The organism is Oceanimonas sp. CAM02, from assembly GCF_032842915.1.
Lineage (GTDB): Bacteria > Pseudomonadota > Gammaproteobacteria > Enterobacterales > Aeromonadaceae > Oceanimonas > Oceanimonas smirnovii.
Map to the genome: position 1 here is coordinate 14,058 of NZ_JAWJBK010000012.1, position 12,853 is coordinate 26,910.

Annotated in this window: 12 protein-coding genes; 10 read left to right on the top strand and 2 right to left on the bottom strand. The window is 55.0% G+C overall.

Annotation, left to right across the window (positions count from 1 at the left end; genetic code table 11):
* The first annotated feature begins 16 nt into the window (after window positions 1-16).
* Window positions 17-370, top strand: coding sequence for a 50S ribosomal protein L19 (gene rplS / locus R0I78_RS03030; protein WP_019936062.1), 354 nt, complete (start codon window positions 17-19; stop codon window positions 368-370).
* Between the two features lie 136 nt (window positions 371-506).
* A complete protein-coding gene (locus R0I78_RS03035) occupies window positions 507-1,673 on the top strand; it encodes an MFS transporter (protein WP_317074266.1) in 1,167 nt (388 codons plus the stop codon).
* A 309-nt stretch (window positions 1,674-1,982) separates the two neighbouring features.
* On the opposite strand, the gene mutH is transcribed toward R0I78_RS03035, so the two are convergent.
* On the bottom strand, window positions 1,983-2,660 hold the full coding sequence (mutH, locus tag R0I78_RS03040; protein WP_317074267.1) for a DNA mismatch repair endonuclease MutH: 678 nt from the start codon (window positions 2,658-2,660) through the stop codon (window positions 1,983-1,985).
* A gap of 613 nt (window positions 2,661-3,273) precedes the next feature.
* Here mutH and rppH point away from each other — a divergent pair.
* The 7 genes from rppH to R0I78_RS03075 all read left to right on the top strand — a co-directional run bounded on the left by rppH (window position 3,274) and on the right by R0I78_RS03075 (window position 10,685).
* Entirely contained in the window at window positions 3,274-3,831 is a 558-nt protein-coding gene (rppH, locus tag R0I78_RS03045) for an RNA pyrophosphohydrolase (RefSeq protein WP_026344952.1), read from the top strand.
* Between the two features lie 15 nt (window positions 3,832-3,846).
* Window positions 3,847-6,105, top strand: a complete 2,259-nt coding sequence (gene ptsP / locus R0I78_RS03050) for a phosphoenolpyruvate--protein phosphotransferase (RefSeq protein ID WP_317074269.1) — start codon at window positions 3,847-3,849, stop codon at window positions 6,103-6,105.
* Between the two features lie 239 nt (window positions 6,106-6,344).
* Window positions 6,345-7,163: a prolipoprotein diacylglyceryl transferase gene (gene lgt, locus R0I78_RS03055; protein WP_019936057.1), complete on the top strand. Its 819-nt coding sequence runs from the start codon at window positions 6,345-6,347 to the stop codon at window positions 7,161-7,163.
* Window positions 7,160-7,954, top strand: a complete 795-nt coding sequence (thyA, locus tag R0I78_RS03060) for a thymidylate synthase (RefSeq protein WP_317074270.1) — start codon at window positions 7,160-7,162, stop codon at window positions 7,952-7,954. Before lgt ends, thyA begins: the two co-directional genes overlap by 4 nt.
* A 176-nt stretch (window positions 7,955-8,130) precedes the next feature.
* On the top strand, window positions 8,131-9,330 hold the full coding sequence (nhaA, locus tag R0I78_RS03065; protein ID WP_019936055.1) for a Na+/H+ antiporter NhaA: 1,200 nt from the start codon (window positions 8,131-8,133) through the stop codon (window positions 9,328-9,330).
* 88 nt (window positions 9,331-9,418) lie between these two features.
* Window positions 9,419-10,363, top strand: a complete 945-nt coding sequence (nhaR, locus tag R0I78_RS03070; RefSeq protein WP_317074271.1) for a transcriptional activator NhaR — start codon at window positions 9,419-9,421, stop codon at window positions 10,361-10,363.
* 28 nt (window positions 10,364-10,391) lie between these two features.
* Window positions 10,392-10,685 carry an ArsR/SmtB family transcription factor gene (locus R0I78_RS03075; RefSeq protein ID WP_019936053.1) on the top strand — a complete coding sequence of 98 codons (294 nt, stop codon included), beginning with the start codon at window positions 10,392-10,394 and terminating at the stop codon, window positions 10,683-10,685.
* A gap of 64 nt (window positions 10,686-10,749) precedes the next feature.
* On the opposite strand, the gene rpsT is transcribed toward R0I78_RS03075, so the two are convergent.
* Window positions 10,750-11,010, bottom strand: coding sequence for a 30S ribosomal protein S20 (gene rpsT, locus R0I78_RS03080; RefSeq protein WP_014291441.1), 261 nt, complete (start codon window positions 11,008-11,010; stop codon window positions 10,750-10,752).
* 196 nt (window positions 11,011-11,206) lie between these two features.
* On the opposite strand from rpsT, the gene murJ reads away from it, so the two are divergent.
* The gene (gene murJ / locus R0I78_RS03085; protein WP_317074272.1) at window positions 11,207-12,769 is read left to right on the top strand and encodes a murein biosynthesis integral membrane protein MurJ; all 1,563 of its coding nucleotides are present in this window, start codon (window positions 11,207-11,209) and stop codon (window positions 12,767-12,769) included.
* Window positions 12,770-12,853: the final 84 nt, after the last annotated feature.

The window sequence follows — 12,853 nt, forward strand, 5'->3', positions numbered from 1 at the left end:
TAGGTAAGGAAATATCATGAGCAACATCATCAAGCAGCTTGAAGAAGAACAACTGCGCAGCGACATCCCCGCTTTTGTACCGGGTGACACCGTGCGCGTACAGGTACGTGTAGTTGAAGGCGGTAAAGAGCGTCTTCAGGCTTACGAAGGCGTTGTTATCGCCAAGCGTAACCGTGGTCTGCACTCTTCTTTCACCGTGCGCAAGATCTCCAGCGGTGAAGGCGTTGAGCGTACCTTCCAGACTCACAGCCCGCTGATCGGCAGCGTGGAAGTGAAGCGTCGTGGCGCCGTGCGTCGTGCCAAGCTTTACTACCTGCGCGACCGCTCCGGCAAGTCCGCTCGTATCAAAGAGCGTCTCGCCACCAAATAAGCCGAACCGGCTGTCGAAAAAGGCCCGCATAAGCGGGCCTTTTGTGTTTCTGGCTCCTGGTCTTTGCCCTCCTTTTGGTTTCAGGCAAGACGGAGTATGATGCTTTACTTGTTTCTAATGTAACCAAGGATGTGTGATGCCGTTTACCGTATGGGGCCTGGCGGTGGCCCAGGCGCTGCTGATGTCGGGCAATATTTTGCTGGTGTCGGTGTCGGCGCTGATTGGCCAGCAGCTGGCGGACGCCCCATGGCAAATTACTCTGCCGGTAGCCTGTCAGTTTGCCGGTCTGATTGTGGCCACCATGCCGGCGGCGCATCTGATGCAGCGGCTGGGCCGAAAAGCTGGCTTTATGCTGGGTAATCTGTTTGGCCTGCTGGGGGCCTGGGTGGCATTACAAGGGTTGACAGGCGAGAGCCTGAGTCTGTTTGCCTGCGGAACCTTTCTCACTGGTATCGCCATTGGTGTGGGTCAGCAGTACCGCTTTGCCGCGCTGGAAGCCTGCGATTCCGGCCAGCATGCCAGAGCCATCAGCCTGGTGATGGCCGGCGGTATACTGGCGGCGGTGATTGGCCCCAATCTGGCTATCTGGTCTCAGGACTGGCACGCCGCCAGCCCCTATGCCGGTGCCTTTTATGGTCTGCTTGGGCTTTATGTAGTGGCACTGCTGCTGATCCTGCTGCTGCCGCTGCCAGCGGCAGCTCCGGTGCAGCCGGGGGAACGTATGCGCTCCTATGGTGACCTGCTTCGTCAGCCGCTGCTGTTGGCAGCGGTGGCTTCCGGCATGATCGGCTACGGCATTATGGTGTTGCTGATGACGGCTACGCCGCTGTCGATGGAGCACCACAGCCATGATTTTCCAGATACTGCCATGGTGATCCAGTGGCATGTGCTGGGCATGTTTGTACCGTCCTTTTTTACCGGTGGTCTGATTCGCCGCTTTGGCACCCGTGTTGTGATCCTCTGGGGCTGTGCCGCCCTGCTGTTGAGTGTGGCGGTGAATTTATCCGGCACCGGCTTCTGGCACTACTGGTGGGGCATGCTGCTGCTGGGGGTGGGCTGGAACTTTACCTTCATCGGGGCCACGCATCTGCTGACCTTCAGTTATCAGCCGGCAGAAAAAGCCAGAGTACAGGGCATGAACGAGTTTCTGGTGTTTACCGCTGCTGCTTTTGGCAGCCTGTTTGCCGGCCAGGGCGTGACCCTGCTGGGCTGGACCGGCCTGAACCTGTTTGCCCTGCCCTGGATCCTGCTGGTATTTGCCCTGATCTGGCGGCTTAATACTCGTGAGCCGGTGGCGGCCTGATTTTGCCTGGCCGTGCAGTCGCGTCGGCCAAAGGGCACTGTTTCCGCGGCACGCCGTGAATACCTCCCTGTAGGCTCCGTCGCGCCATCCCTGGCGCGAAGGGCCGCTGAAACAGATACCCTTTGTCCTCCTGACTCGCCACCGCGTAGCCGGATGCTCTTTCAACAGGCAATGCCGGAGTCAGCAGAAGCAGCAGCAGGGATTGCCGAAGCCGACCGTCAAATATCATGGATGACATTTGCCGAGCGTTACATGGAAGTACTTGAAGCGTGTCGGTGTAGGTAACCCTGTTGCTGCTTCTTACACGGCTCACAGCATAAAATGCCGGGCCAGCAGAGCGGCGGTGAAACTGGTTTTCAGATAAAAACCCCGGGGGCGGGTTTGAATGTAATTGCCGTCGGGGCCAATGGCATCGGTAAGGGCACGGCCGTTGGCGGCCTTGGGCCTGAGCTGCAGGGCCTGGCCATGGCGTGCGGTAATTTCCTGCACTCGGCCGAGGCTTATCAGCTCCATGATTTCTTCCCAGTCCTGGCGCAATAACCATTCTTCTTCTTCATTCGGCGTCCATAACAGTGGCTGGCCAATCAGCCGTTCGCCGGGGGGCATATCTCGTTCACCGATCACCGGAATCCATAACACCCTGGACAGCTTGTTGCGCACATTGCTGGTTTCCCAGCTGAGGCCAGCAATATTCAGCAACGGTGCAACGCACACAAAGGTGGTTTCCAGAGGCCGGGCGGCCGCGTCAAGCGGTATGGTCTTGAGCTCCACCCCGAGTTCGGGAAAGTCCTGTTCAGGTTTGGAGCCGGCACTGGCACCCAGGCTTAACTCCAGCAGCTGGCCAATCCAGCCTTTGTCCCGGCGCAGGTTGTCCGGCACCGGCTGGTTCAGATTATGAGCCAGAGCAGCCAGCGGAAGACCGGCCAGCTCCTGAGCATGCTCCAGCAATTGTGAGACGCTTTCAGGGCGCAAGATAGGGTTGTTCAAAAATCAATCACCTTGGTTTGTACTTGTTTCTGCCTGTGGTGACAGGCAGCAGACCGATCTTATACGGGTTTTACTCAGGTATGAACATACCGTTACACAAGCTTATCCACAGAAAAACTGGATAAGTGATATTCTGCTTCTTTCCGGACGTCATTTTGCTGCTGAGGCCAACAAAATGTGATGAGAGCGCTGCATGATCCGGCGGATCATTCACTAGTTTTGTGGATAACCCCAAAGTGGTTATTTATTGACCTGCGTTAGTTATCAACATGATTGATCCTGCAGGATCGCCTGATCAAAGATCCAGCCTGATCCATATGAGTGATATTAAGATATTGTTTTTTATATTATTTTTTTATTGTTTATGAAGTTGATCACAAAAGGCAACGCTTACAGCTCACCTGATTAAACTCGGCTATACCGTTTTTATCACAGTATTATTCACAGGTTCTGGGGGAAACCATTCGGCAAGTCAGGTTTTTTTGTTTATAACTGTTGACAAATTAAAGAGTTATTCAAGTCATGTCGTTATATGAATATGCAGGCTCGATTTGCCGGAAATGGGGGAATATGGAACAATCATTCCATGTTAGCTTTTTAGTCTGGTGATTGCGTGATAGATGGCGACGGATTTCGTCCCAATGTAGGCATAGTGATCTGCAATCGCAAAGGCCAGGTATTGTGGGCCAGACGCTATGGCCAGCATTCCTGGCAGTTTCCCCAGGGGGGAGTAGATGACGGTGAAAGCCCCGAACAGGCCATGTATCGGGAGCTGTACGAAGAGATAGGGCTTAAGCCCGAGCACGTTACCCTGTTGGCGGTGACGCGTCACTGGCTCAAGTACAAGCTGCCAAAACGCCTGGTTCGGTGGGACAGTAACCCTGTCTGCATTGGGCAGAAGCAGAAATGGTTTCTGCTGCGATTGGACCCGGAACAGGAACCACATATTGAGTTTGGTTGCCACGGGCATCCTGAGTTTGATGACTGGCGCTGGGTAAGCTATTGGTATCCGGTACGTCAGGTGGTGTCTTTTAAACGGGAAGTTTACCGGCGGGTGCTGCGGGAATTTGCGCCTATTGTCATGGCTGAGCAAAGTCGTAACCACCATGATCAGGGTCGTTACCGGTCGGAACAGGGACGCCAGCGGGACAGGCGCAGACGACACAGATAATCAAAAGGAGCGGCAGTGTTAAAGGAACTGAGGGAAATTGTCCAGCGGGTCACCGCCAGCTCCGATTTGAACGAAGCCATGGCGGAGCTGGCCCAGCAGACCCGTCAGGCTATGCTGGCCGACTGCTGCTCTATTTATCTGCGCCGGGAACAGGACGCCTTCTATCTGCTGGCAGCCACTGACGGTCTGGCACCCCAGGCCGTGGGTCGTGCCCGTATTCCTCTCGGAGAAGGTATAGTGGGCCTGGTGGGTGAAAAAGAAGAGCTGATCAACCTGGCAGATGCCCGCCTTCATCCTCGCTTCAAATACCTGCCTGAAGCCCGCGAAGACAAATTCCGCTCCTTTCTGGGTGCTCCCATTATTCATCAGCGTAAAACCCTGGGTGTGCTGGTGGTTCAGCAAAAACAGGTACGCCTGTTTGAAGAAGGAGAAGAGTCCTTTCTGGTGACGCTGGCGGCTCAGCTGGCTACCGTGATTGCCCATGCCGAAGCCAAGGGCAACCTTAAGTCACGCAACTGGCGGGGGATGCTTAAAGGACTGGCGGGATCGCCCGGGGTGGCCATCGGCAAGGCCTGGGTCTGGCGGCCCAGAGTTGAGTTGCACAAGGTGCAGCTGCGCCGGGCGGATGATCTACCAATGCAACACCAGCGCCTCGATAAGGTACTGCAGCAGGTAGAAGAAGAGCTGGACAGCATGGCACTGCGCTTTCAGGAGTCTTCGTCTGCCGAGTCCATCGCCGTTTTTGAGGTGTATCAGTATATTCTCAAGGATCCGGTATTCATTGGCCTGATTCGGGATGAAATAGAGCAAGGCTGGACTGCCGGCAGCGCGGTCAAACGCGTGTGCGAACAGCAAATTGCCCAGTTTGGTGACATGGCAGACCTGTATCTGCGTGAGCGTGCCGCCGATATTCGGGATTTGGGCCAGCGGCTGCTGACCCGGCTGATCCACGAAGATGAAGGCCCCCTCAGCCTGAGCGAGCCCATGGTGCTGGTAGCGGATGAGATCAGTGCCACCCTGATCGCTGAAATACCCCGTAATAAGCTCAAGGCCATAGTGTCAGCAAAGGGGTCCATTAACTCACATGCCGCTATTCTGGCCCGGGCTATGGGGATACCGGCAGTGATGGGTATTGATCATTCCTTTGAGCTGCTGGAAGAGCGGTTGATGGTAGTGGATGGTTACACTGGTGAATTGCTGGTGGAACCACCGGTATCGGTATTGAAAGAATACCACCGCATGATTGCCGAAGAAGCCCAGATGGATGAACTTTTTGCCACTGTGCGGTCCGAAGCATCCATTACGCGGGATGAGGTAAAAATCTCTCTCTTGCTGAATGCCGGCCTTAGTGCTGACGCTGATATCGCCATGAACGATACTGCTGACGGTGTCGGTCTGTTCCGTACCGAAATTCCTTTTATGATGCGCGACCGGTTTCCGTCTGAGCTGGAGCAGGTGCACAGTTATCGCCGGGTGCTCACCAGTTATGTGGGCAAACCGGTGTGCATGCGTACTCTGGACGTGGGCGGAGACAAGCAGCTGCCCTATTTTCCCATTGTGGAAGAAAACCCGTTTCTGGGCTGGCGTGGCATTCGTCTGACTCTGGATCACCCCGAGATCTTTCTGGTGCAGCTCAAGGCCATGCTCAGGGCCAGCATAGGGCTGGATAACTTATCCATTATGCTGCCCATGGTGGCCAGTCTGGAAGAAGTGCGGGTGGCCCGGCGGCTGCTGGACCGGGCCTGGCGCGAGGTATCGGCAGAAACCGCCGATGAACAGGGTATTATTCGTTATCCCAGTCTGGGGGTCATGATAGAGGTGCCTTCGCTGTTGTATCAGCTCACCGAGCTGGCCCCGCTGGTAGACTTCTGGTCGGTGGGCACCAATGATCTGACACAATATTTACTGGCGGTGGATCGTAACAATGGCCGGGTTGCAGATATTTATGACTCGCTGCACCCGGCGGTGCTCAGAGCGCTGCAGCAGATCATCGACACCGCCCGCCAGCATGCCCGGCCGGTGTCCATTTGTGGTGAGCTGGCCGGGGATCCCATTGGCGTGCTGGTGCTGATGGCCATGGGCTACCGCCGCTTCAGCATGAACAACAGCAATATCATGCGCATTAAATACATAGTGCGTCAGTCGCGCATTGATGAGCTGCAGAAACTGCTGCAGGAAGCACTCAGCCACCGCCATACCGGTGCTTTCAAGGGCATCTTCGGCCGCTACCTGGAAGAGCGCGGCCTCGGTGGCCTGCTGCGCTCGGGGTTGTAGCGGTTCGCAGAGCGAAGCAGCAGCGCGGTTGCGCTGCGCCGACACGCTACAAGTACCTCCATGTAACGCTCGAAAATGCCATCCATGGCATTTAATGGTCGGCTCCGGCAATCCCCGCTTCTGCTTCGTCAGCCCCTGATGGTGAAGCAGTGCTTTTGGCATGACGAAATGCACAGGTCCACAGACACTCATCACGGTTTGCCTTACAATACCCGCTTTCCATTTTTCGGGGTAAGCGCATGTCTGATTCTCATTGGGTGTTTCCCGGTTTCGATCCCATTGCCATAGAGCTGGGGCCGTTGGCGGTGCACTGGTATGGCCTTATGTACCTGCTGGGGTTTGTATTTGCCTGGTGGCTGGGCAACCGGCGGGCGGCACAACCGGGCTCGGAATGGACCAAAGATCAGGTATCCGATGTGCTTTTCTACGGCTTTCTCGGTGTGATAGTGGGGGGCCGCCTGGGTTATGTGCTCTTCTATCAGTTCGACACCTTTCTGGCCGATCCGGTTTATCTTATCAAAATCTGGTCCGGTGGCATGTCATTTCATGGCGGCCTGGTGGGCGTGCTTACTGCGTTCTGGCTGTTTGGCCGCAAGCACAATAAAACCTTCTTTGCCGTGGCCGACTTTATCGCGCCACTCATTCCCTTTGGCCTGGGAGCCGGACGGCTGGGCAACTTTATTAACGGCGAACTCTGGGGAAGAGTGACCGATGTGCCCTGGGGCATTATTTTTCCGGCAGCGGGCATGCTGCCGCGACATCCGTCCCAGCTGTATCAGTTTGCCCTGGAAGGGGTGGTGCTGCTGATTATTCTGAATCTGGCCTGGCGTGCCCGACCGCCCCGGGGCGTGATTTCCGGGCTGTTTTTGCTGTGCTACGGCTCGTTCCGCTTTTTGGTAGAGTTTGTACGCCAGCCCGATGCTCAGCTGGGATTGTATCTCGACTTTTTCAGTATGGGTCAGTTGTTGTCGTTGCCAATGATGATTGGCGGCGCCTTGATGTTATGGGCGGCCTGTCGTCGTCCCCACTGGTTTGGTAACGGAGCAAAAACCGCATGAAAGCCTATCTCGAGCTGATGCAGCATATTCTGGATCATGGTGAGCACAAAGAAGACAGAACCGGCACCGGTACCCTGTCGGTATTTGGCCATCAGATGCGTTTTAATCTGGCCGAGGGTTTTCCGCTGGTCACCACCAAAAAATGCCATCTCAGATCCATTATTCATGAGCTGCTGTGGTTTCTGAACGGTGATACCAACATCGCTTACCTTAAGGAAAACGGTGTCAGCATCTGGGATGAATGGGCTGATGAAAACGGCAGTCTGGGGCCGGTATACGGCAAACAATGGCGCAGCTGGGAAACCGCCGACGGCCGGGTTATTGACCAGATCAGCCAGGCTCTGGAAACCATTAAAACCAATCCTGACAGCCGCCGCATTATCGTTTCTGCCTGGAACGTGGGTGAGCTGGATAAAATGGCGCTGTCGCCCTGTCATGCACTGTTCCAGTTCTATGTGGCCAATGGCAAATTATCCTGCCAGCTGTATCAGCGTAGCTGTGATGTGTTTCTGGGGCTGCCGTTCAATATTGCCAGCTATGCGCTGCTGACCATGATGATGGCCCAGCAGGCAGATCTTGAGCCGGGTGATTTTGTATGGAGCGGCGGTGACGTGCACCTTTACAGCAATCACCTGGAGCAAGCCCGGCTGCAGCTGAGCCGTGAGCCCAGAGCATTGCCCGTTATGCGACTGGCGCGCCGCCCGGATTCACTGTTTGATTATGTATATGAGGATTTTATTCTGGAAGACTACCAGCCTCACCCACATATCAAAGCACCGGTTGCCATTTGACAGATATTTGTTTGTAAATAAAGCTATACTTTAGTTTAACATTTCATTTTCATCGGGATTTACAAAACGTTTTGCACTTTGTTTCGGTATTCCCGAGGCATTAATCAGAAACAACCGATTATAACCTCTGTAACAAGCTGATTACACTCGGGCGATTCTTTGAGAAGGAGCTCGTTATGTCTCATGTGCTTAAACGCTTTCTGGCCATGGAGTCGGCCGGAGGTATTCTGTTAATTATTGCGGCCCTGATCGCCATGCTGATGGCCAATACCGGCTTGTCTGGTATGTATCAGGGCTTTCTTAATATGCCCATTCAGCTGCGCATCAGTGATCTCAACCTCGATAAACCCCTGCTGCTGTGGGTGAACGACGGCATGATGGCGGTATTCTTTCTGCTGGTCGGCCTTGAAGTGAAGCGGGAAATGGTGGAAGGCGCGCTGTCCACTCGTGAAAAAGCCATGTTCCCGGCTCTGGCGGCCATTGGCGGCATGGTGTTTCCGGCACTGTGGTTTATGTTGTTCAATCTGGGCGAGCCTGCCAACCAGAGCGGCTGGGCCATTCCGGCGGCCACTGACATTGCTTTTGCTCTTGGGGTGATGGCGCTGCTGGGCAAGCGGGTGCCGCTGACTCTGAAGATCTTTTTGCTGGCGCTGGCGATCATCGATGATCTGGGTGCCATCATTATTATTGCTCTGTTCTACAACCACGGCGTCGACTTTACCGCCATGGCGGTCGGTCTGCTGGGTATTATCGGTCTGGTCTGGCTTAACCGGGCCCGGGTCAGTAATCTGGTGCCCTATTTGCTGCTGGGCTGGATCCTGTGGGTAGCCGTGCTCAAGTCGGGCGTGCATGCCACCCTGGCCGGCGTGATCCTTGGGTTTCTTATTCCGCTTTATGGCCAGCGGTTCTCGCCGTCCAAACAGCTGGAGCACTTTCTTCATCCCTGGTGTGCCTTTGTGATCTTGCCGTTGTTTGCTTTTGTTAATGCGGGCGTATCACTGGAAGGTTTGTCGCTTGCCGATCTGACGTCGGCGTTACCGCTGGGCGTGATGGCTGGCCTGCTGCTGGGTAAACCCATGGGTATCTTTTTGGTCAGCTGGCTGTCGGTGCGGCTGGGTTATGCCCAGTTACCGGCGGGCGTGTGTTTTAAACAGATTTTTGCGGTGTCGGTGCTGTGTGGCATTGGCTTTACCATGTCTATCTTTATTTCTTCGCTGGCCTTTGCGGATCAGGTTCAGCTGGCCAATCTGTCGCGCCTGGGTATTCTGATGGGCTCGACACTGGCGGCGATCAGCGGATATGTGATGCTGAGGCGGGTGCTGCCAAAAAAGGAGCCGCTGAAGCGTAAGGTTCCGGCACACACACAACTGGTGTAACCATCACCTTTACCGATGATGAACCGGCCGGGTATAAAAAACCGGCCGGTTTCTTTATGATGGGGCATTGCATGGCGGAGACGACATATTGTCACACCTGAATTACAACCATCTTTACTATTTCTGGATGACACAGAAAAAAGGCTCGGTGACCAAGGCCGCGGAAGCCCTGTTTCTGACGCCTCAAACCGTAACCGGACAGATCCGTCAGCTGGAAGAACGGCTGGGAGGCAAGCTGTTCAAGCGAAAAGGCCGGCAACTGGAAGCCAGCGAGTTGGGACAACTGGTGTTTCAGTATGCAGATCGCATGTTCAGCCTGTCTTATGAAATGCTGGATATTGTGAATTACCGCAAAGAAGATCACCTGGTGTTTGAGGTGGGTATTGCTGATGCCTTGTCCAAGCGACTGGCCAGCCGGGTGCTGCTGTCGGTGATCCCCAATGACGGCTCCATTCATCTGCGCTGCTACGAGTCTACCCACGAGATGCTGCTGGAGCAGTTGAGTGAGCACAAGCTGGATATGATACTGTCCGACTGCCCGGTCGATTCGGCCCAGCATGCGGGCCTGCTGTCGAAAAAGCTGGGAGAGTGCGATATCGGCTTTTACTGCCGCGAGCCCTTGCCGGTCAAACTTTTTCCTGCCTGTCTTGAAGAGCGCAAATTGCTGATCCCGGGCCGGCGTACCGCCATGGGCCGTCAGCTGCGTCACTGGCTGGAGGTGCAGGGGCTTAAACCCCAGATCCTGGGAGAGTTTGACGATGCCGCCCTGATGAAAGCCTTTGGCTTTTTTAATCAGGGGATCTTTGTGGCTCCGGCCATCTATCGTGATGCCATTTTGCAGTATCAGCCGGTGATTGAGATAGGCAGGGCCACCGAGCTGAAAGAAGAATATTATGTGATTTTTGCCGAGCGCATGATTCAGCACCCGGCGGTGAAGCGGTTGTGCGAGAGCGACTTTAGTTCGCTGTTCTCCGGCAAGGACGATTTTTCGGCGGTAACACCGCCCGCTACTTTTGATGATGAATTCAGTTGAGAGCTCAAACGTGAATGCGACCCAAGAAATGAATATCAAGGACATGGAAGCCAACGCGGCTCAGGCGGTCAAGCTGCTTAAGGCGCTGGCCAACGAGCGCAGGCTGTTCATTTTGTGTCACTTACTCGACAAGGAGCTGTCGGTAGGAGAGATGAACCAGTTTCTGGGGTTAAGCCAGTCGGCGCTGTCTCAGCATCTGGCTATTTTGCGTAATGACGATCTGGTGAGCACCCGTAAGGAAGCGCAAACCGTGTATTACTCGCTGAAAAGCGAGGAAGTGCGGGAAATGATTGCCCTGCTGCACCGGCTCTATTGCCGGTAGGCCTGATTAACAGGCAATAAAAAACCGGCATAAAGCCGGTTTTTTCGATGCCAGAATAAAACGCTTACAGCGCTTTGATCTGGGCATTCAGACGGCTCTTGTGACGAGCAGCCTTGTTCTTATGGATCAGACCTTTGGTGGCCATGCGGTCCAGCAGAGGCTGAGCTGCGTCAAACGCTTTCTGGGCGTTGGCCTTGTCACCGGTAGCAATGGCGGCAATAACTTTTTTCACGTAGGTGCGAACCATGGAACGACGGCTGGCGTTGTGCTTGCGACGCTTCTCAGCCTGAATAGCGCGTTTCTTAGCAGACTTGATGTTAGCCAAGGTAAAACTCCTGAATCTGTCTTAGCGAGTGCTCATAAAAGGCCGAGGAATATGCCTTTTTCACCGCAGTTTGTCAATTGATTTGTGCAAATAAACACCGCCCTGTGGTGTGGCACAGGGCAGGGGGTTAAACTATCCGCCGAATTCTAGCAGTATTCACCTGCGTTCAGCAATTTCTTACCGCGAGGTTTTCATTTTGAGCAAGGCGCTGTTGCGGTCAGGCATGATTGTTTCTGCCATGACGTTGGTTTCTCGCGTGCTGGGGCTGGCCCGGGATGTGGTGATTGCTAACCTGATGGGAGCGGGTGCTTCTGCCGATGTGTTCTTTTTTGCCAACCGTATTCCTAATTTTTTGCGCCGGTTGTTTGCCGAGGGGGCTTTTAATCAGGCTTTTGTGCCGGTCATGACCGAGTACAAGCAGACCAGAAGCTTTAAAGACACTCAGGATCTGCTGGCGGCGGTATCGGGTACCCTGGGGCTGATTGTCACTCTGGTGACCCTGGCGGGCATGTTGGGCTCAGGGGTGGTGACTGCCCTGTTTGGGGCCGGCTGGTTTGTGGAATGGCTGAACGATGGCCCTGAGGCGCATAAGTTTGAGCTGGCGTCCCTGCTGCTCAAGATCACCTTTCCCTACCTGTGGTTTATCAGTTTTACTGCCATGGCCGGAGCTATTCTCAACACCTTCGGCAGGTTTGCAGTGTCGTCCTTTACCCCTGTGTTTCTGAATGTCTGCATTATCGCTGCGGCGTTGTGGCTGTCGCCAAGGCTGGCACAGCCGGAAATCGGCCTGGCGGTGGGGGTGTTTGCCGGCGGTCTGGTGCAGTTTTTGTTTCAGTTTCCGTTTCTGGCCAGGCTTAAATTGCTGGTGCGTCCGCGCTGGGCATGGCATCACCCCGGCGTGGTGAAGATTCGAACCCTGATGATACCGGCACTGTTCGGTGTGTCGGTGAGTCAGGTGAACCTGCTGTTCGACACCATGCTGGCCTCGTTTCTGGCGACCGGCTCCATCAGTTACCTGTATTATTCAGACCGGCTGCTGGAGTTTCCTCTGGGGCTGTTCGGTATTGCCATTGCCACCGTGATTCTGCCGGCCCTGTCCAGCCGCCATGTGGATGAGGCCAGAGACAGTTTTGCCGCCACCATGGACTGGGGTGTGCGCATGATACTGCTGATGGGCTTTCCTGCCATGGTAGGGCTGATTGTACTGAGTGAGCCCATGCTCAGGGTGCTGTTCATGCGCGGCGAGTTTGGCATGGCAGAAGTGGCGGCAGCGGGCAAGAGCCTGGTGGCTTATGGCCTGGGGTTGCAGGCCTTTATGCTGATCAAGGTACTGGCACCAGGCTACTATGCCCGCCAGGATACCAAAACTCCGGTGCGCTTCGGCATTATTGCCATGGTGGCCAATATGGTATTTAACGCCGTACTGATTTTTCCCCTGGGCTATGTGGGGCTGGCGCTGGCTACTGCCATGTCGGGCGTGCTGAATGCCGGCTTGCTGGGCTGGGGGCTGCATCAGCGTGGTGTATACAGCCCGGGTAAAACCACGCTGATGTTTTTACTTCGAGTGATTGTGGCCAGCGCTGGTATGGCGGGACTGCTGATATATCTGTCTCCGTCGCTGGCAGTATGGGCTGACTGGAGTCTGTGGCACAGTGGGCTGTACTTGCTGGGCTATATTGCGGCGGGTGCCCTGTGTTACGGTGTGCTGCTGCTGCTGTTTGGAGTGCGCCCCCGGCACTTTCGCAGTATCAGCTTGTGAGGAATGAGGGCAGGCTCCGCTTAACAAGGGCTGATCCTGATCGCCGGCTGAGTTATAATCCGCCGATTTGTAGGGGCCGAGCAG